Source organism: Microbacterium salitolerans (assembly GCF_019720895.1).
Lineage (GTDB): Bacteria > Actinomycetota > Actinomycetes > Actinomycetales > Microbacteriaceae > Microbacterium.
In genome coordinates, this window is sequence record NZ_JAHKSH010000002.1 from 79,041 (window position 1) to 97,923 (window position 18,883).

Genomic DNA, 18,883 nt, shown 5'->3' on the forward strand with positions numbered 1-18,883 from the left:
TAGAGGGTGAAGGTTCGAGGTTCTCCGGCAGCAGCCCAGGTTCCGTCGATGGAGGCAGCATGAGCCAGAACCAGAACTACCTCGCCGTCATCAAGGTGGTCGGCGTCGGCGGTGGTGGCGTCAACGCCGTCAACCGCATGATCGAACTCGGGCTGCGCGGCGTCGAGTTCATCGCGATCAACACCGATGCGCAGGCGCTGCTCATGAGCGACGCCGACATCAAGCTCGACGTGGGGCGCGATCTCACGCGCGGCCTCGGCGCGGGAGCCGACCCCGAAGTGGGGCGCCGCGCGGCAGAGGACCACGCCGAGGAGATCGAGCAGGCGCTCGCGGGCGCCGATATGGTCTTCGTCACGGCCGGTGAGGGCGGTGGCACCGGGACCGGTGGCGCACCCGTCGTCGCGCGGATCGCGAAGTCGATCGGCGCGCTCACGATCGGCGTCGTCACGAAGCCGTTCTCCTTCGAGGGTCGTCGCCGTCAGCAGCAGGCCGAGCAGGGCGTCTCCATCCTGAAGGAGGAGGTCGACACGCTCATCGTCGTGCCGAACGATCGCCTGCTCGAGATCAGCGATCGCGGCATCTCGATGGTCGAGGCCTTCGCGACGGCCGATCAGGTGCTCCTCGCGGGTGTGCAGGGAATCACCGACCTCATCACGACGCCCGGTCTGATCAACCTCGACTTCGCCGACGTGAAGAGCGTCATGCAGGGGGCGGGATCCGCCCTCATGGGCATCGGCTCCGCACGCGGCGCGGATCGCGCGATCAAGGCCGCGGAGCTGGCGGTCGAGTCGCCGCTGCTCGAGGCGTCGATCGAGGGCGCGCACGGCGTGCTGCTGTCGATCCAGGGTGGCTCGAACCTCGGGATCTTCGAGATCAACGATGCCGCGCGCCTCGTGCAGGAAGCCGCGCACCCCGAGGCGAACATCATCTTCGGAACCGTCATCGACGACACGCTCGGCGATGAGGTGCGCGTCACGGTCGTCGCCGCAGGCTTCGACGGCGGCGAGCCGCAGTCGCGCGTCGACGTGCCGGCATTCGGGGCGCGCGGCGGAGAAGAGACGCTTCCGCGGCCGTCACTTCCCGGTGACTCCCTCTCGGCCGTGACGGTCTCGGAGTCGGAGTCCGGTGAGTCCGAGAAGGCGCCGTCGCCGGCCCCTCAGCCCGTCGCTCCCGTCGTCGCGGCGGCGCCGTCGATCCCGTCGACGCCCGTGCTCGCCGAGTCGAACGGCTCCGATGACGACGACATCGACATCCCCGAATTCCTGAAGTGACGACCCTCGCGTCCCGCCTGGCCGCGGTCGACGGATCCATCGCCGATGCGGCGCGTTCCGTCGGCCGCGATCCGAGTGAGATCACGCGAATCGTCGTGACGAAGTTCCACCCTGCACAGGTCGTGCGCGAGCTCGCCGCGCTCGGCGTCCGCGACGTCGCCGAGAACCGCCAGCAGGAGTTGTCGGCGAAGGCGGAGGAGCTCGCGGACCTCGACGAGCTGAGGTGGCATTTCGTCGGACAGGTGCAGTCGAAGAAGGTGCGCGCGGTGCGCCGCGCCGCGGATGCCGTGCACTCCGTCGACCGCGTCAAGCTGGTCGCCGCTCTGGACCGGGCCGGGGAAGGGCAGGATCCGCTCGACGTCCTCGTGCAGATCAACCTCACGAGCGACCCGCAGCGCGGAGGCGTCGCTCCCGACGGGCTCGAGGAGCTCGCGGAGGAGGTCGCCGCGGCCGAGACCCTGCGGCTGCGCGGCGTGATGGCCGTCGCGCCGCTCGATGAGCCCGCCGCGGCGGCGTTCGAGCGTCTCGCGGATCTCGCCGAGCGTGTCCGTCGGATCGACGCGGAGGCGACGTGGATGTCGGCGGGCATGTCGCAGGATTTCGCCGAGGCGATCGCCTGCGGCGCGACACACCTGCGCATCGGTTCGGCAATCACCGGGCCGAGGCCATACCAGGTTTAGCCTTCACACAAGACGAGCACCCAACCGGAGGACGCCATGGCGAACCCGCTCAAGAAGACGATGGTCTACCTCGGCCTCGCCGACGAAGAGGAATACATCGAGGAGGAGGCCGCGCAGCCCCCCGCCCGCACGGTTCAGCGTGAGGAGAAGCACGATGACGACAAGCCGGCTCCCGTGACGCCTCTGCGTCGCCCCACCGTCGTGCGTCAGCCGGCCAGCGCATCGGTCAACGAGATCGTGACCGTCCATCCGAAGCAGTATCGCGACGCGCAGACCATCGCCGAGCACTTCCGCGACGGCCTGCCGGTGATCATCAACGTCTCGCAGATGTCCGACGCCGACGCGCGTCGCCTCATCGACTTCGCGAGCGGTCTGTCGATGGGTCTCTACGGCCGCATCGAGCGCGTGACCAGCAAGGTCTTCCTCCTGAGTCCCGAGAACATCGCGGTCTCGGGTGACGGCGGCATCGCGACCGCCGACGACCAGGCGTTCGGCAGCTGATCATTCCGGAACCGCTCGTCGTCGGGCCCGGTGCGCCATTCGGTGTCACCGGGCCTTCTCGCGTAGGCTGATCTCTCGTGGCTGTCATCGGATTCGTCGCATCGATCCTGCACCTTCTCCTGTCTCTGTACGTGGTGGTGCTGTTCGCGCGCCTCGTTCTTGAGTACATCCCCATGTTCAACAGGGGATGGCGGCCGAAGGGCGGCCTCCTCATCGTCTGCGAGATCATTTACACCGTCACGGATCCGCCCATCCGGTTCTTCCGCCGACACATTCCTCCGCTGCGCATCGGCGCGATCGCGATCGATCTCGGTTTCGCGATCACGATGCTCCTGTGCTTCATCCTGATGTCGATCCTCCGGGTCGTCGCAGTGATGAACTGAATTATCATGATGCTCACCATCGAAAGAGGGGTCACACCATGGCACTGACGCCGGAAGACGTCGTCACCAAGCAGTTCCAGCACGTCCGCTTCAAGGAGGGTTTCGACCCCGACGAGGTGGACGACTTCCTGGACGAGATCGTCGTCGAATGGCGCAAGACGATCGACGAGAACACGCAGCTCAAGGAGCGCATCGCCGAGCTGGAGTCCGGTGCCGCCGCGGCTCCCGAGGCCCCCGCCGCCGAGGAGAAGCCCGCTGAGGCTCCCGAGGTCGTCGAGGAGGCTCCCGAGGCCGCTCCGTCGGATGCCTCCGGTTCGGTCACGAGCACGGCCACGAGCGCCGCGGGCATCATCGCGCGCGCCGAGCGTCTGCATGACGAGCACGTCGCCGAGGGCGAGGCCACGGCCAAGCGGCTCGTCGACGACGCCGAGGCGAAGGCCGAGAGCATCGTGTCGTCCGCCGAGGCGAAGCAGCGCGAGATCTCGCAGAAGCTCGACTCCGAGCGCAAGTCGCTCGAGGGGCGCATCACCGAGCTGCGCCAGTTCGAGCGCGACTACCGTCAGCAGCTCCGCGGCTACTTCGAGCAGAAGCTCGCCGACCTCGACGCACCCGACTCGGGCTCGGGCAAGACGCCCGTCTCGGCCGTCGGCCTCTGATTCACGAGTAGTGAAAGGAAGAACTCCTCTTCCTGCGTCGGCGGCCGGCATCACGATCGCGATCCTCGCGGGCGTGGTGCTGGCCGCCGATCAGTTGAGCAAGCAGTACGCACTTGGTGCCCTCACCGTGGGCGAGCCCGTGCAGGTCCTCGGCGAGGGCCTCCAGTGGCTGCTCGTGTTCAACCCCGGTGCGGCGTTCTCGATGGGCGAGGGCGTCACGTGGATCTTCACGATCGCCCTCGCGCTCGTCGCCGGCGCGATCGTGTTCATCGCGATCACCCGCGTGCGCTCGCGCCTCTGGGCGGTCGTGCTCGGGCTGCTCCTCGGGGGAGTGCTCGGCAACCTCGCCGACCGTCTGTTCCGGGACCCGGGCTTCGCGGTCGGTCACGTCGTCGACTTCATCCTCACGCCCTGGATGTGGTTCTGGACGACGCCCGCGATCTACAACGTCGCCGACATCTTCATCGTCGGCGGAATGATCTCGGTCGCTCTCCTCGTGCTCATCGGCGTCGAATTCGACGGCACGCGCGGGACGAGCACGGCGGACGCGGGCGAGACGGCCGATGAGTGAGTCGCGCCGCCTCGTCGTCCCCGACGGCCTCGAGGGAACGCGCGTGGATGCGGCGATCGCGAAGATGCTCGGCTTCTCGCGCACATTCGCGGCTGAGGTCGCAGCGGCCGGGGGCGTGCACCTCGACGGTCTCGCGGTCGGCAAGTCCGATCGCGTGACGGGCGGGTCCTGGCTCGACGTCGAATGGGCGCCCAAGGAAGAGCCGAGGGTCGTCCCCGTCGAGGTCCCCGATCTCGGGATCGTCTTCCAGGACGACCACATCGTCGTCGTCGACAAGCCCGCGGGCGTCGCGGCGCACCCGTCGACCGGCTGGGAGGGCCCGACCGTTCCTGGCGCACTCATGGCCGCCGGCGTCACGATCGCGACGAGCGGCGCCGCAGAGCGCCAGGGCATCGTTCACCGTCTCGATGTGGGCACGAGCGGACTCATGGTCGTTGCGAAGTCGGAGCACGCGTACACGCTCCTCAAGCGCGCGTTCAAGGACCGCACGGTCGACAAGATCTACCACGCGGTCGTGCAGGGCCACCCGGATCCACTGGTCGGCACGATCGACGGGCCCATCGGCCGCCACCCGAGCCACTCGTGGAAGTTCGCGGTGACGTCCGACGGCAAGGACTCGATCACCCATTACGAGACGATCGAGGCGTTCCCGCGAGCCTCCCTCCTCGACGTGCACCTCGAGACCGGACGCACCCATCAGATTCGGGTGCACATGGCGGCCCATCGCCATCCGTGCGTCGGCGACCCGCTGTACGGATCCGACCCCACGCTCTCCGAACGGCTCGGGCTGACGCGCCAGTGGCTGCACGCCCACGAGCTCGCGTTCGACCACCCCGCCACGGGCGAGCGCGTGTCGTTCACCTCGGACTATCCCGCCGACCTCCAGCACGCCCTCGATCTCCTGCGCGACGGGCTGTTCTGACCGAGGGCCGCACGGCATGATGACCCCATGGCGATCGACGTGCGGCCAGCGGCCGACTTCGCGGGCGTGCGCGCTCTCGTGGGCCCGAAGCGCCCCGACGCGAACGTGTGCTGGTGCCTGAGCCACCGCCTGCCTGAGAAGGAGAATCGTGCGCTGCGGGGGACTGAGCGGGGCGACTACGTGCGCGCCATGTGCGCGTCGGACCGCCCGCCCGGAGTGCTCGCCTATGACGGCGACGAACCGGTCGGGTGGGCGGGCGTCGCGCCGCGATCGGAGACGCAGTTCGCGCGCAGCCGGAAGATCCCGCATGTCGACGACCTCCCGGTCTGGTCCGTGTGGTGCCTGCGCGTGCGTCCCGGGCATCGCAAGATGGGCATCCTGGATCCGCTGCTCGCAGGCGCCGTCTCCTTCGCGCGTGAGCGAGGCGCCCCGGCGATCGAGGGGTACCCGGTCGACAACATGGGCGAGAAGGTCGACCTGACGATGGCTTTCGTCGGCTTCCGCGCTGCCTTCGAGCGGGCTGGCTTCGCCTGGGCAGCCGACACCGACGCCGTCTCGGGCGGCTTCCCGCGGGTCATCATGCGCCTGCCGCTCGCGTGACGCGCGGCGACCTCGTCGGATCCGGCGGAAACCGTGAACCGGATCACGCTGGGTCTGCAATACCCGATATGAGCACAGACAGCGAGGACATCGCCGCCTCGATCGAGGATCCCGGAAGGTTCGCCGAGATCTTCGAGCGGCACAGCCGTGCCGTCGGCGGGTACGTGCGGCGCCGCCTGGGCGTCGACGGCGTCGACGACGTCCTCAGCGAGACGTTCCTGGTCGCGTTCCGGCGCCGCGCGTCGTTCGATGCCGACAGCGACTCGGCCCGGCCGTGGCTGCTCGGCATTGCGACGCGCCTCATCAAGCGGCACCGGGCGCAGGAGGCGACGCAATGGCGCGCCTTCGAACACGCCTCCGCGGCGGCGGAGGTACAGGAAGACGGATCCGTTCCGTCGTCGGATGCTCGGCTGGACGCCGAGCGCGCCCTGCGCGAGCTCGCGCCGCGCATCGAGGACGAGCACATCGTCGTGGCCCGCGAGGCGCTGCGAGAGGAGATCCGCGGGGAGCGGCGGCGCGCCGCCCGCCGGCAGGGGCGGAGGCTGGGCGTCGGGATCGGCGCACTGGTCGGCGTGGGTGCGGCGGCCGCCGTCGCGATCGCGACCGTCCAGGCGATCGCGCCGCCGACATCCGTGACGACGGCCGATGCGGCGGCGGACGTCCTCGAGGATGCCGCAGACATCGCGATCTCCGGGGCGCCGTTCGACGTCCCGGAGGGCGCCTACCTGCGCATCGAGAGCGCGGGCGAGTGGCTCGCCGGTTGGGACGACGACATGCCGGAGGGCGCGGAGCGCGGCAACGGCGACATCGCCGCGGCCGAGGCCGCGTGGGTGATCTCGGGGCGCACGTCGATGTACGTGCCTCGCGAGCGTGCGGACGACTGGTTCCGTGTCGTCGAGCCCGGCGAGATCGTCGCCGCCTACGGCGACACGTCGATCGCCGCTCCGGACCTGGGGGCGTCCGAGCGCGATGTGCTCGTCGCTTCGGGAGGGGTGTACAGCGACATGGGCGCATTCGGCGAGACCGATCACGAGTACACGCTCGATGGACGTGACCTGTGGGACGAGATGCCCACCGACGCGGGCGACTACCTCGAGTGGGCGCGAGAGCGCGTTGGAGAGCAGCGGGACAGCACGGCGAGCGACAGCTCGATCGTCGAGAGCATCGTCGACGATCCCAGCCAGGCCCTCGCGCCGCCCGAGGTGCGCGCGGCGCAGCTGCGGGCGCTGGCGCTGCTCGCCGGATCCGAGGTGCGCTCGGTCGACGGCGACGTGACCACGATCCGCTTCTCATGGTCGTCGGCGTCGTGGGATGCGTGGACGGACATCGCGATCGACACGGAGCGCGCCCTCGTGCTCGGCGTGACGAGCTCCGGTGCTCAGACGGGCGAGACGAGCGCGATCGGAGAGCTGCCGACGTGGTCCTCACGCACGACATTCGCCTTCGAGGTCGTCGACGACGCGCCCGAGTCCACCACCTGACGTCCCGGCGCGCTGAAGATTCGCCCAGATTCGACGGATCCGGGCGAATCTTCAGCGCGCCACCGCATCGTCAGCGTCTCGGGATCGAGCCGCGAAGCGCAGCGGGTGCAGGACCCTGTCCGTGGCCCGTTTGTCAGGGGTCCGAAACTAGAATCGACGCATGGCATCCGACTCCTTCGTGCACCTCCATGTTCACAGCGAGTACTCGATGCTCGACGGGGCCGCGAAGCTCAACGACATGACGAAGGCCGCGGCCGAGATGGACATGCCGGCCATCGCGGTCACCGACCACGGCAACAACTACGCGTCGTTCGAGTTCTACAAGGCGGCCAAGGCACAGGGCATCAAGCCGATCGTCGGGCTCGAGGCGTACGTCACGCCGGGCACGCATCGCTCCGACAAGAGCCGTATCGCCTGGGGCACCGCCGAGCAGAAGCGCGACGACGTCTCCGGCTCCGGTGCGTACACCCACATGACGATGTGGGCGCAGAACACACCGGGCATGCACAACCTCTTCCGCCTGAGCTCGCTGGCGAGCCTCGAGGGGTACTACTTCAAGCCCCGCATGGATCGCGAGCTGCTGCAGACCTATTCGAAGGGGCTCATCGCGACGACGGGATGCCCGTCCGGCGAGATCCAGACCCGACTGCGACTCGGCCAGTACGACGCGGCGCGCGAGGCGGCCGCGGAGTTCCAGGACATCTTCGGCAAGGAGAACTACTTCGCCGAGATCATGGATCACGGACTCGACATCGAGCGCCGCGTGATCACCGATCTGCTCAAGATCTCGAAAGACCTCGACATCCCGCTCGTCGCGACGAACGACTCCCACTACACGCACCAGCACGATGCCGACGCCCACGAGGCGCTCCTGTGCGTGCAGTCCGGGTCGACGATGGACGACCCGAACCGCTTCAAGTTCAACGGCGACGGCTACTACATCAAGTCGGCCGCCGAGATGCGCGAGCTCTTCCGCGATCACCCCGAGGCGTGTGACAACACGCTGCTCATCGCCGAGCGCTGCGAGATCGAGTTCGACACCGAGGCCAACTACATGCCGCGGTTCCCCGTTCCCGACGGTGAGTCGGAGGAGAGCTGGTTCGTCAAGGAGGTCGAGAAGGGGCTCCACTACCGCTACCCGAACGGCGTGACTGACGAGGTGCGCCGGCGCGCCGAGTACGAGATCGGCATCATCACGCAGATGCGGTTCCCCGGCTACTTCCTCGTGGTGGCCGACTTCATCAACTGGTCGAAGGAGAACGGGATCCGCGTGGGTCCCGGGCGCGGATCGGGCGCGGGCTCGATGGTCGCGTACGCGATGCGCATCACGGATCTCGATCCGATCGAGCACGGTCTCATCTTCGAGCGCTTCCTCAACCCCGAGCGTGTGTCGATGCCCGACTTCGATGTCGACTTCGACGACCGTCGCCGCTCCGAGGTGATCGACTACGTCACGGAGAAGTACGGCGACGAGCGCGTGGCCATGATCGTCACCTACGGAACGATCAAGTCGAAGCAGGCGCTGAAGGACGCGGGGCGCGTGCTCGGCTTCCCGTTCAGCATGGGCGAGCGCCTCACCAAGGCGATGCCGCCGCCCGTCATGGGCAAGGACATGCCGCTCGACGGCATGTTCGACCAGAAGCACCCGCGCTACAAGGAGGCGAGCGAGTTCCGCTCGGTCATCGAGACCGACCCCGAGGCGCGCACGGTGTTCGATCGCGCCGTCGGCCTCGAGGGGCTGAAGCGCCAGTGGGGCGTGCACGCGGCGGGCGTGATCATGTCGAGCGACCCGCTGATCGACATCATCCCGCTCATGAAGCGCGAGCAGGATGGCCAGATCATCACGCAGTTCGACTATCCGACCTGCGAGGCGCTCGGTCTCATCAAGATGGACTTCCTCGGGCTGCGCAACCTGACGATCATCTCGGACGCCCTCGACAACGTCCGCACCAACAAGGGCGTCGAGCTCGACCTCGAGCGCCTCGGGCTCGACGATCGCAAGGCCTACGAGCTGCTCGCGAGCGGCGACACCCTGGGGGTCTTCCAGCTCGACGGCGGCCCCATGCGCTCGCTCCTGCGTCTCATGAAGCCCGACAACTTCGAGGACATCTCGGCCGTCATCGCCCTGTATCGTCCCGGCCCGATGGGCGCGAACTCGCACACGAACTACGCGCTGCGCAAGAACGGCGAGCAGGCGATCACGCCGATCCACCCCGAGCTCGAGGAGCCGCTGAAGGACATCCTCGACACGACCTACGGCCTGATCATCTATCAGGAGCAGGTGATGGCGATCGCGCAGAAAGTCGCCGGCTACTCGCTCGGACAGGCAGACATCCTGCGTCGCGCGATGGGTAAGAAGAAGAAGGCGGAGCTCGACAAGCAGTACGTCGGGTTCTCCGACGGGATGAAGGCGCGCGGCTTCGGCGATGCCGCGATCAAGGCGCTGTGGGACATCCTGCTGCCCTTCTCTGACTACGCCTTCAACAAGGCGCACTCGGCCGCGTACGGGGTCGTGTCGTACTGGACGGCCTACCTCAAGGCGCACTATCCCGCCGAATACATGGCCGCGCTGTTGACGAGCGTCGGCGACTCGCGCGACAAGCTCGCCATGTACCTCAACGAGTGTCGGCGCATGGGCATGAAGGTGCTGCCGCCCGACGTGTCCGAGTCGATCGAGTTCTTCGCCGCTGTCGGCGAAGACATCCGTTTCGGTCTCGGGGCGATCCGCAACGTGGGTCACAACGTCGTCGAAGGCATCATCGCCGCGCGCGAGCAGGGCCCGTACACGTCCTTCCACGATTTCCTCGACCGCGTGCCCGCGCAGGCGACCAACAAGCGCACGGTCGAGTCGCTCATCAAGGCGGGCGCCTTCGACACGATGGGGGCGACCCGTCGCGCCCTCGTCGAGATCCACGAGGACGCCGTCGAACAGGCCGTTCTCGACAAGCGCCGCCAGGCGAACGGCGAGGTCGGCTTCGACTTCGACAGCCTGTGGGACGAGCCCGACGCGGTGCAGAAGGTGCCGGAGAGACCCGAGTGGACGAAGAAGGACAAGCTGGCGTTCGAACGCGACATGCTCGGTCTGTACGTCTCGGACCATCCGCTCGCAGGGCTCGAGGTGCCGATCGCCAAGCACCGGTCGATCACGATCAACGACCTCGTGAACTCCGAGGATCTGCAGGACGGCGAGCAGGTGACCGTCGCGGGCCTCGTCACGACGGCACAGCACCGCGTCGCGAAGTCGAGTGGCAACCCCTACGGCATGATCACGATCGAAGACTTCGAAGCCGAGGTCACGGTCATGTTCATGGGCAAGACCTATACCGAGTTCCAGCCGATCCTCACGCAGGACTCGATCCTCGTGGTCCGTGGGCGCGTCTCGCGTCGCGACGACGGGCTCAATCTGCACGCGCAGTCGGCGTTCGCACCCGACATCGCGACGTCGGTCGCGTCGGGGCCCATCATGCTGCTTCTGCCGGAGCAGCGCGCGACGGAGCGCGTCGTCGGCGACCTCGCTGATGTGCTCCGCCGACACAAGGGCGACACCGAGGTGCGACTGAAGATGCATCGAGGTCGGTCTGCGAAGGTGTTCGAGGTGCCGATGCCGGTCTCGGTCTCGGCCGAGCTGTTCGGCGATCTGAAGGCCCTCCTCGGGCCCCAGTGCCTCGGGTGAGCGTGTGCGACTCCGAGCGTAGGATCGAAGAGGCGCGGTGCGAGTCGCGCCCAAGGGAGAGGACCGCACAATGAGCGATCAGTATTCGCCGTATCCGCCCGCGTCAGGGCACGCCGCACCCGAGCAGACGCCGGCGGGGGTGAAGCCGAGATTCGTCGAGCAGGCGATGACAGAGCAGCCTGCCGAGGCGTCGTCGGGCGGGCAGCAGGGGCTCGGCCCGTTCACGCTGCGCGAGTGGATCCTCGTCGGCCTGGGCGCTCTGCTCCTGGTGCTGTCGTTCTTCTCGATCGTGTCGGGAGGGATGGTCATGGGCAGCGTGTACGCGCCCATCTGGTCGTTCGGGCTCAGCTGGGTGGCGGGCGTCGGCTTCCCCGTCGCCGCGGTGGTCCTCCTCGTGCTGCGCCGTCTCGTCCCGACATTCCGCAACGTCGGCGCACTGAGCATCGATCAGTTCTCCTCCGTCGCGTTCGCCGTCGCCGCGTTCGTCTGGCTCGACCTCGGCATCACGTGGGCGCAGCTCGGCGCTGGCCTCAGCGCGACCGTCTGGTTGGCCTTCGTCGTGGCCCTCGGCGGCGTGTTCTTCACGGTCGCCGCGCGCTTTGTCCCGCCCTTCAACGAGGATTTCCTTGGTCGTGAGGACGTCACGGCGCACGTCGTGGCACGTCCCGTGCGCCCCCTCGTGAAGGCCCCGCGTCCCGCACCCGCACCGGCGCCGGCTCCCGCTCCGTGGGCGCAGCAGCAGGCACCCGCGCCGGGGCAGCAGATCCCGCAGGGGTACGCGGCGCAGCAGGCGCCGGCACCGGGGGCCCCGTTCCCCTACGCCGAGCAGCAGTCCGCGGGCGCGTCGTCCGCGCAGACATCGGATCCGTTCGGGCAGCCGCAGCAGGCGGGCGCTCCGGCATCCCCGGACCCGTTCGTCCAGTCGAGTGCGCCGGCCTCCGCCGCTGAGCAGTCCGCACCCGAGGACGACGCGCCCGAGACGACCGCGATTCCCGTGGCATCTGCCGACCAGATGCCCGCATCGGTCGACGCGCAGCCGAGTTCGGAGACGGAATCCGTCGTCGAGCCCGATTCGCAGCCCGACCCCATCGCGCCCCCCGAGCCAGCAGCGCAGACGGAGCCGGCCGCGCAGGCCGAGCCCGCTTGGCAGGCTGAGCCGGCGGTGCAGGCCGAGCCGGCCGTGCAGCCCGAGTCAGCCGTGCAGCCCGAGCCCGTCTGGCAAGCCGAATCCGCGACCGCCGCTGAGTCGGCAGGTGCCGAGTCGGAGACCGCGGCGTTCGCCGAGGACGTGGAGCCCTCCGCGGCCGAGACGCAGGTGCTGCCGACCGGCCTCGGCGCGGGAGCGCCTGTGCAGGCCGCACCGGATCCCACTCCCGCTCAGCCGTTCTGGGCTCTGACGCCCGTCGAACGCGACGTCCACGACGTCGAGGGCCGTCCGATCTTCCGCATCGGACCGACCGCGTGGGCGCTGGTTCTCGAGGACCGCACGGACTACTTCGTCGTGCGCCACGACGACGGCCGCATCGGCTACCTGCACGACACCAGCGGCGTCACTCGCGGCTGACGGCGTCGAGAGCGCGCATCGCGGCATCGTCGTCGGCGAGATGACGTTCGCGTCGTCCGCTCATCGCGAGGCGCCCATTCCGTCACTGTCAGAACAACGTCCCTCCAGGAAGAAGAGCCTTCATGCGCACGATCGACCTGCGCGGCCGCACCCTCACCGCCTCTGAGCTGCTGACCGCCGTACCGCGAGCGACCGAGGCGGTCGCGGCGGCGCATGAGGCGGCGGCGGCGATCGTCGATGCCGTTCGCGAGCGCGGCGAGGCCGCGCTGCGTGAACAGGCCGAGCGATTCGACCACGTGACCGGCCACGCGCTCCGCGTGCCGCAGACGCAGATCGACGACGCGGTGCGAGATCTCGATCCCACGGTGCGCACGGCGCTGGACGAGGCGATCGTGCGCGTGCGCGAGGCGTCCGCCGCGCAGGTCCCGGATCCGCGCGAGACGGTGCTCGCATCGGGGGCGCGCGTCGCCCAGCGCTGGCAGCCCGTGCGCCGCGCGGGCGTGTACGTTCCCGGCGGGAAGGCGGTCTATCCCTCGAGCGTGATCATGAACGTCGTTCCCGCGCAGGTCGCGGGCGTCGACCGCATCGCCCTCGCGTCGCCGCCCCAGCGCGATCACGATGGGCGGGTGCACCCCACGATCCTCGCCGTCGCAGGCATGCTCGGCATCGACGAGGTCTACGCGATCGGGGGAGCGGGCGCGATCGGCGCCCTCGCGCACGGCGTCGACGAGATCGGCCTCCAGCCGGTCGACGTCGTGACGGGGCCGGGCAACAACTTCGTCGCGGCCGCGAAGCGTCTCGTCGCCGGCCTCGTCGGCACGGACGCCGAGGCGGGTGCGACCGAGATCCTCGTCGCGGCCGACGGCGATGCCGATGCGTCGCTCGTCGCGTACGACCTCATCAGTCAGGCCGAGCACGATGAGCAGGCCGCGGCTGTTCTCGTCACGACATCGCCCGAGCTCGGGGCGAGTGTCGATCGGCGAATCGCCGAACTCGCGCCGCGCACGCGTCACGCCGAGCGCGTGGGCGCCGCCTTGGCGGGGCCGCAGTCCGCGATCGTCCTCGTCGACGACCAGCACACACTCGAGCGCTTCAGCAACGCCTACGGGCCCGAGCACCTCGAGCTACACCTCGTCGACGCGCGCGATGCGGTGCCGCGCTACACCAACGCCGGCGCCGTCTTCGTCGGGCCGGCCTCGCCGGTGAGCCTCGGCGACTACATGGCCGGTAGCAACCACGTCCTCCCGACGGGGGGACAGTCGCGATACGGCTCCGGTCTCGGCGCCTACACGTTCCTCCGCCCGCAGCAGGTGATCGAGTACGACGAGGCCGCTCTACGCGAGGTGGCCGACCGCATCGTCTCGCTGGCGGACGCCGAGGCGCTCCCCGCCCACGGCGAGGCCGTGCGCGCGCGCTTCGCGTGACGGTCCACATCTCGGTGACACCGAGACACGTCGGGGTAGGCTGACCAGGCCATGCACTGCCCGTTCTGCCGACATCCCGATTCCCGCGTGATCGATTCGCGCACGACCGACGACGGTCTGTCGATCCGTCGCCGCCGCCAGTGCCCTGAGTGCGGCGGGCGATTCTCGACGGTCGAGACGGCGAGCCTCAACGTCGTGAAGCGCTCCGGGGCCGTCGAGCCGTTCTCGCGCGACAAGGTGGTCACCGGCGCGCGCAAGGCGTGCCAGGGGCGTCCCGTCACCGATGACGACCTCGCGCTCCTCGCGCAGAAGGTCGAGGAAGCGCTGCGTCAGACGGGTCAGAGCACGTTCGAAGCGAACGACATCGGGCTCGCGATCCTCGGACCCCTGCGTGAACTCGACGAGGTCGCGTATCTCCGATTCGCGAGCGTGTACCAGGCGTTCGAGTCCCTCGAGGACTTCGAGGACGCGATCGCCGATCTCAGGGCCGATCACCACACGACGGAGGCATGACCCGAATGCTCTACGACCTCATCTTCCGCCTGGGATTCCGGCGGATGGATCCGGAGTCCGCGCATCATGTCGGCATGGCGGCGATCCGCGTGATCGGCTCGCGCGCGGCGGCGCCGGTCGCGCGGCTGCTGACGAAGCCCAATCCGTCGCTCGCCGTCCAGGCGCTCGGCCTCACGTTCCCGACGCCGTTCGGCGTCGCGGCGGGCTTCGACAAGAACGCGGTGGGCGTGCGAGGACTCGACGCGCTCGGGTTCGGCCACGTCGAGATCGGAACCGTCACGGCGATCCCGCAGCCGGGCAACGACAGGCCCCGGCTGTTCCGCCTCGTCGCCGATCGCGCGCTTCTCAACCGCATGGGGTTCAACAACGACGGCGCGGCGGCGGCGGCGCGGAGGCTCGCGAAGCTGCGCCGGCGTGGGGCCGTCGTCGGGGCGAACATCGGCAAGAGCCGTGTCGTCGACGTCGACGCGGCGACCGCCGACTACGTGCGCAGTGCGGGCATGCTCGCCCCCGTCGCGGATTACCTCGCGGTCAACGTGTCGTCGCCGAACACACCGGGGCTCCGCGGTCTTCAGGCGGTCGAGACGCTGCGGCCCCTCCTCGAGGCCGTGCGCGACGCGTCCGGGGCGACCCCGCTCCTCGTGAAGATCGCGCCGGACCTGCCCGACGACGAGGTCGAGGCGATCGCACGCCTCGCTGTCGAGCTGCGCCTCGACGGCCTCATCGCGGCGAACACGACGATCTCTCGCGACGGCCTCGCGACGGATCCGCGGAACGTCGAGCGCATGGGCGCGGGCGGCATCTCGGGTGCTCCGGTGCGCGCCCGTTCGCGCGAGGTCCTGCGTCTCGTGCGGCGAGCGGTTCCGGATCCGTCGTTCTGCGTCATCTCGGTCGGCGGCGTCGAGACGGCGCGCGATGTGCAGGAGCGGCTCGATGACGGCGCCACGCTCGTCCAGGGCTACACAGGCTTCATCTACCGCGGCCCGCTGTGGGCGCGCGAGATCAATCGCGGCCTGGCGAGCTCGGCACGCTGACAGACGAGAAGAGGGGCTGCCCACGGCAGCCCCTCTTCTCATACACCGACCGTCAGACGGCGGGGTAGTCTCCGCGCTTGTTCTGCGGCTTCGGCATGCGCATGAAGCGCATCTGGATCGAGCGCATCGCCGCGTACCAGCCGAGACCCTTCTCGCGCTTGTCCTCGCCGAATTTCTGCCCGACCTTCTTCTTCATGCGCATCGACAGCAGGATCATGTCGCCGATGACGAAGAAGATGAAGATCCACAGGGCCACGAACGACCAGTACTGGGTCGCGTAGGTGGGGATGAACGTCATGACGATGACGAGGACCATCATCGGCATGAGGAACTCGCCGAGGTGCCAGCCTGCATCGACCCACTCGCGCACGAAGCGGCGCTGGGGGCCCTTGTCGCGCGGGCCGAGATAGCGCTCCTCGCCGTTCGCCATGCCGGAGCGCGCGCGCTCCTGTCGCGCGCGCATCTCGGCCTTGGCGGCCAGCTTGGCCTCCTTGGTCGTGGCGACGAGCGGACGGATCCGCTTCGCCTCCTGTGCGGCACGGGAGGGCGTCGGACGGCCCTTGCCCGCGCTGGGCGTCTTCTTCGACGCGTCGCCGTCGGCAGGGGAAGCGTTCTGAGCCATGAAGGAACCTCGGGAAGTCGGGTGAAGGGATCCTCCTAAGATTACCCGCATGACTTCTGCGACTCCCCAGGGATCTGTTCCCCCCGAAGACCAGCTGCTCATCGAGTCCGTGGACGGAGGCTTCCCGGCGGCCGTCAACGACCTCGGCGCGCTGGTGCGGATCCCCGGAATCGCCTGGCCCGCGTTCGATCAGAGTCAGCTGCAGCGGAGCGCGGAGGCCGTCGCGTCGCTCGCCCGAGGCACCGGACTCTTCGACACCGTCGACATCAAGCGCGCACCGCTCGCCGACGGCGACGACGGCGAGCTCGGCCAGCCCGCCGTTCTCGCCGTCCGTCAGGCGAAGGCGGGCCGCCCGACCGTGATGCTCTACGCGCACCACGATGTCCAGCCTCCCGGTGACGACGAGCTCTGGGACACGCCTCCGTTCGAGCCGACCGTGCGGGACGGACGCATCTACGCCCGCGGCGCGGCGGACGACAAAGCCGGTGTCATGACGCATATCGCGTCACTGCGCGCGCTCGCCGAGACGGTGGGCGACGATGACCTCGACCTCGGTCTCGTCCTCTTCGTCGAGGGCGAGGAGGAACACGGATCGCGCTCCTTCGGCCCGTTCCTCGCCGAGAACGCGGAGCAGATGCGCTCCGACGTCATCGTCGTGGCCGACTCCGGCAACTTCGACTCCGAGACGCCCGCGGTAACGGTGTCGCTCCGCGGCAATGCGAAGTTCCACCTCACAGTCCGCACGCTCGACCACGCATCGCACTCGGGCATGTTCGGGGGAGCGGTGCCCGACGCCATGATGGCGACGGTGCGCCTCCTGTCGACGCTGTGGGACGAGCACGGATCCGTCGCCGTCGAGGGCCTGGTGGCACGCGAGGCCGAGACGCCGCCGTACGACGAGGCTCAGCTGCGAGACGAGACGGGCCTCCTCGACGGCGTGCGGCCCGCGGGTGATGGCACGATCCTCAGCCGCATCTGGAACAAGCCGACGGTGACGGTGACGGGCATCGACTTCACCCCGGTCGCGTCCGCGAGCAACACGCTGTCACCGGAGGTCACGGTCGTGCTCAGCTGCCGCATCGCCCCGGGCCAGGCGTCGGCCGACGCGTACGCCGCGATCGAGCGGCACCTGCGTCAGCGCGCGCCCTTCGGCGCGCAGCTCGAGTTCAGCGAGGTCGACCTCGGTGACAGCGTGCTCATCGACACCGACGGCTGGGCGATCGGCGCCGTGCGCGAGGCGCTTGCGGACGGCTACGGCAAAGATCCGGTCGATTACGGCGTGGGCGGGTCCATTCCGTTCATCTCCGACCTGGTCGAGCGGTTCCCCGGCGCACAGATCCTCGTGACGGGCGTCGAGGATCCGCACTCCCGCGCCCACAGCCCCAACGAATCGCTCCACATCGACACGTTCCGTCATGCGATCCGGTCGGAGACGCTCCTGCTCGGACGCATGAATCGCCGCGAGATGCCCTGAACCCCACCCCACCCGCAGAATCCGTCGTTAGACTCGGGGACACGCCGCCGCGCGCGGTGAGAACCCGGAGAGGAGATCAGTCATGACTGACACCACGATGACAGCCGAGGCGACCGAACACGCCCACGGCGTCAGCCTCACCGACGCCGCCGCGGCCAAGGTGAAGAGCCTGCTCGACCAGGAGGGCCGCGACGACCTGCGTCTGCGCGTCGCCGTGCAGCCCGGTGGCTGCTCGGGGCTCATCTACCAGCTGTACTTCGACGAGCGCTATCTCGAGGGCGACGAGACCGTCGACTTCGACGGCGTCGAGGTGATCGTCGACAACATGTCGGTGCCCTATCTCGACGGCGCGTCGATCGACTTCAAAGACACGATCTCGGAGCAGGGGTTCACGATCGACAACCCCAACGCGGGCGGCAGCTGCGCCTGCGGCGACAGCTTCCACTGATCAGCACGCAGAAACGCCCCGCACCGGTACGGTGCGGGGCGTTCTCGCGTGCGACGACCGCGCCGTTCCGGAGCCGGACCCGCTGAGAGGGTGGCATGAACCGGGTGTGCGCTTGCCATAGGATGGATCTCAGCCACATCCATGTTCGAAAGGTGAATTCGTGCCGTCGAAACGCCGAATCCGCTGGGCCGCGGTCCCCGTGCTCGCCGCGGCTGCTGCTGCACTCGCGGGGTGCACTCCCACTGAGCTCCACGGATACCTCCCGGGCTTCGACAGCTCGGGTGTCCCGACGACCAACCAGACCGAGGGGATCGCCTCGCTGTGGGTCGGCTCGTGGATCGTGGCGCTCGTCGTCGGCGTGATCACGTGGGGTCTCATGCTCTGGGCGATGGTCGTGTACCGCCGCCGCAAGGGCCAGACGGGTCTCCCGGTTCAGCTGCGCTACAACATGCCGGTCGAGATCTTCTTCACCTCGGTGCCGATGATCCTCGTGATCGGCCTGTTCGCCTTCACCGCTCGCGAGCAGACCGCGATCGAGAAGCCGTGGGCCGATGACGAGGTCGAGGTCGAGATCACTGCGATCGCCAAGCAGTGGGCCTGGGACTTCCAGTACGACGAGGCCACGCCAGGCGGTGAGACGGTCTACTCGATGGGACGTCAGGCGCAGCCCGACGCGAACGGCAACATCGATCAGGCCGAGCTTCCGACCCTGATCCTGCCTGTCGACAAGAAGGTCACGATCGACCTTCAGTCGCGCGACGTCATCCACTCGTTCTGGATCATCGACTTCCTGTACAAGAAGGACATGTACATCGGTCACGACAACTCGTGGTCGTTCATCCCGACGCGTGAGGGCACGTACGCCGGCAAGTGCGCGGAGCTCTGCGGCGAGTACCACTCGATGATGCTCTTCAACGTCGAGGTCGTCAGCGATGCCGAGTACGAGCAGTATGTCTCCGAGCTCGAGGCCGCCGGCAACACCGGCGATGTCAGCGACGAGTACGACCGTCTGCAGAACAACCCCGGCACCGACGGGTCGCAGGGCGAGAACGAGGAAGGACACTGA

At 68.7% G+C, this 18,883-nt stretch carries 18 protein-coding genes; 17 read left to right on the plus strand and 1 reads right to left on the minus strand.

The features are described 5' to 3' along the window. Positions 1-59: 59 nt before the first annotated feature. From ftsZ to KOL93_RS03590, 14 genes are all read left to right on the plus strand, one after another. On the plus strand, positions 60-1,271 hold the full coding sequence (gene ftsZ / locus KOL93_RS03525; RefSeq protein WP_221583951.1) for a cell division protein FtsZ: 1,212 nt from the start codon (positions 60-62) through the stop codon (positions 1,269-1,271). Continuing rightward, the gene (locus tag KOL93_RS03530) at positions 1,268-1,951 is read left to right on the plus strand and encodes a YggS family pyridoxal phosphate-dependent enzyme (RefSeq protein WP_221583952.1); all 684 of its coding nucleotides are present in this window, start codon (positions 1,268-1,270) and stop codon (positions 1,949-1,951) included. Before ftsZ ends, KOL93_RS03530 begins: the two co-directional genes overlap by 4 nt. A gap of 36 nt (positions 1,952-1,987) precedes the next feature. Next, on the plus strand, positions 1,988-2,452 hold the full coding sequence (locus KOL93_RS03535; RefSeq protein WP_221583953.1) for a cell division protein SepF: 465 nt from the start codon (positions 1,988-1,990) through the stop codon (positions 2,450-2,452). Positions 2,453-2,529: 77 nt separating this feature from the next. Beyond that, positions 2,530-2,835 carry a YggT family protein gene (locus tag KOL93_RS03540; RefSeq protein ID WP_221583954.1) on the plus strand — a complete coding sequence of 102 codons (306 nt, stop codon included), beginning with the start codon at positions 2,530-2,532 and terminating at the stop codon, positions 2,833-2,835. Between the two features lie 38 nt (positions 2,836-2,873). Then, entirely contained in the window at positions 2,874-3,491 is a 618-nt protein-coding gene (locus tag KOL93_RS03545; protein WP_221583955.1) for a DivIVA domain-containing protein, read from the plus strand. Between the two features lie 10 nt (positions 3,492-3,501). Further along, positions 3,502-4,062, plus strand: a complete 561-nt coding sequence (locus tag KOL93_RS03550) for a signal peptidase II (protein ID WP_221583956.1) — start codon at positions 3,502-3,504, stop codon at positions 4,060-4,062. Then, a complete protein-coding gene (locus tag KOL93_RS03555) occupies positions 4,055-4,984 on the plus strand; it encodes an RluA family pseudouridine synthase (protein WP_221583957.1) in 930 nt (309 codons plus the stop codon). The genes KOL93_RS03550 and KOL93_RS03555 overlap by 8 nt, the downstream gene beginning before the upstream one ends. Before the next feature lie 27 nt (positions 4,985-5,011). Then, a complete protein-coding gene (locus KOL93_RS03560) occupies positions 5,012-5,584 on the plus strand; it encodes a GNAT family N-acetyltransferase (protein WP_221583958.1) in 573 nt (190 codons plus the stop codon). A gap of 68 nt (positions 5,585-5,652) precedes the next feature. Further along, a complete protein-coding gene (locus KOL93_RS03565; RefSeq protein ID WP_221583959.1) occupies positions 5,653-7,065 on the plus strand; it encodes an RNA polymerase sigma factor in 1,413 nt (470 codons plus the stop codon). 160 nt (positions 7,066-7,225) lie between these two features. Further along, a complete protein-coding gene (gene dnaE / locus KOL93_RS03570) occupies positions 7,226-10,738 on the plus strand; it encodes a DNA polymerase III subunit alpha (protein WP_221583960.1) in 3,513 nt (1,170 codons plus the stop codon). Positions 10,739-10,808: 70 nt separating this feature from the next. Then, entirely contained in the window at positions 10,809-12,302 is a 1,494-nt protein-coding gene (locus tag KOL93_RS03575; RefSeq protein WP_221583961.1) for a hypothetical protein, read from the plus strand. A gap of 122 nt (positions 12,303-12,424) precedes the next feature. Further along, the gene (gene hisD / locus KOL93_RS03580; protein WP_221583962.1) at positions 12,425-13,726 is read left to right on the plus strand and encodes a histidinol dehydrogenase; all 1,302 of its coding nucleotides are present in this window, start codon (positions 12,425-12,427) and stop codon (positions 13,724-13,726) included. Between the two features lie 51 nt (positions 13,727-13,777). Then, on the plus strand, positions 13,778-14,239 hold the full coding sequence (gene nrdR / locus KOL93_RS03585; protein WP_221583963.1) for a transcriptional regulator NrdR: 462 nt from the start codon (positions 13,778-13,780) through the stop codon (positions 14,237-14,239). Next, complete coding sequence (locus tag KOL93_RS03590; RefSeq protein ID WP_221583964.1) at positions 14,236-15,273, plus strand: quinone-dependent dihydroorotate dehydrogenase; 1,038 nt, start codon at positions 14,236-14,238, stop codon at positions 15,271-15,273. Before nrdR ends, KOL93_RS03590 begins: the two co-directional genes overlap by 4 nt. Positions 15,274-15,325: 52 nt before the next feature. Here the strand turns inward: KOL93_RS03590 and KOL93_RS03595 are convergent, their stop codons facing one another. Continuing rightward, positions 15,326-15,895: a DUF3043 domain-containing protein gene (locus KOL93_RS03595; protein WP_221583965.1), complete on the minus strand. Its 570-nt coding sequence runs from the start codon at positions 15,893-15,895 to the stop codon at positions 15,326-15,328. Between the two features lie 49 nt (positions 15,896-15,944). Between KOL93_RS03595 and KOL93_RS03600 the strand changes: the two genes are divergently transcribed. The 3 genes from KOL93_RS03600 to ctaC all read left to right on the plus strand — a co-directional run bounded on the left by KOL93_RS03600 (position 15,945) and on the right by ctaC (position 18,883). After that, a complete protein-coding gene (locus tag KOL93_RS03600) occupies positions 15,945-17,369 on the plus strand; it encodes a dipeptidase (RefSeq protein ID WP_221583966.1) in 1,425 nt (474 codons plus the stop codon). A gap of 82 nt (positions 17,370-17,451) precedes the next feature. Further along, positions 17,452-17,817 (plus strand): iron-sulfur cluster insertion protein ErpA, encoded by a 366-nt coding sequence (gene erpA, locus KOL93_RS03605; protein ID WP_221583967.1) that lies wholly within the window; start codon positions 17,452-17,454, stop codon positions 17,815-17,817. 160 nt (positions 17,818-17,977) lie between these two features. Next, entirely contained in the window at positions 17,978-18,883 is a 906-nt protein-coding gene (gene ctaC / locus KOL93_RS03610) for an aa3-type cytochrome oxidase subunit II (protein WP_221583968.1), read from the plus strand.

What these genes read in the sequence shown, in the direction of transcription:
- KOL93_RS03565 (WP_221583959.1), top strand. Translation starts at nt 5,653, where the DNA reads ATGAGCACAGACAGCGAGGACATCGCCGCCTCGATCGAGGATCCCGGA.
- erpA (WP_221583967.1), top strand. Translation starts at nt 17,452, where the DNA reads ATGACTGACACCACGATGACAGCCGAGGCGACCGAACACGCCCACGGC.
- KOL93_RS03595 (WP_221583965.1), bottom strand. Translation starts at nt 15,895, where the DNA reads ATGGCTCAGAACGCTTCCCCTGCCGACGGCGACGCGTCGAAGAAGACG.
- KOL93_RS03545 (WP_221583955.1), top strand. Translation starts at nt 2,874, where the DNA reads ATGGCACTGACGCCGGAAGACGTCGTCACCAAGCAGTTCCAGCACGTC.
- KOL93_RS03590 (WP_221583964.1), top strand. Translation starts at nt 14,236, where the DNA reads ATGACCCGAATGCTCTACGACCTCATCTTCCGCCTGGGATTCCGGCGG.
- nrdR (WP_221583963.1), top strand. Translation starts at nt 13,778, where the DNA reads ATGCACTGCCCGTTCTGCCGACATCCCGATTCCCGCGTGATCGATTCG.
- ftsZ (WP_221583951.1), top strand. Translation starts at nt 60, where the DNA reads ATGAGCCAGAACCAGAACTACCTCGCCGTCATCAAGGTGGTCGGCGTC.
- KOL93_RS03560 (WP_221583958.1), top strand. Translation starts at nt 5,012, where the DNA reads ATGGCGATCGACGTGCGGCCAGCGGCCGACTTCGCGGGCGTGCGCGCT.
- KOL93_RS03575 (WP_221583961.1), top strand. Translation starts at nt 10,809, where the DNA reads ATGAGCGATCAGTATTCGCCGTATCCGCCCGCGTCAGGGCACGCCGCA.
- KOL93_RS03555 (WP_221583957.1), top strand. Translation starts at nt 4,055, where the DNA reads ATGAGTGAGTCGCGCCGCCTCGTCGTCCCCGACGGCCTCGAGGGAACG.
- KOL93_RS03535 (WP_221583953.1), top strand. Translation starts at nt 1,988, where the DNA reads ATGGCGAACCCGCTCAAGAAGACGATGGTCTACCTCGGCCTCGCCGAC.
- hisD (WP_221583962.1), top strand. Translation starts at nt 12,425, where the DNA reads ATGCGCACGATCGACCTGCGCGGCCGCACCCTCACCGCCTCTGAGCTG.
- KOL93_RS03600 (WP_221583966.1), top strand. Translation starts at nt 15,945, where the DNA reads ATGACTTCTGCGACTCCCCAGGGATCTGTTCCCCCCGAAGACCAGCTG.
- dnaE (WP_221583960.1), top strand. Translation starts at nt 7,226, where the DNA reads ATGGCATCCGACTCCTTCGTGCACCTCCATGTTCACAGCGAGTACTCG.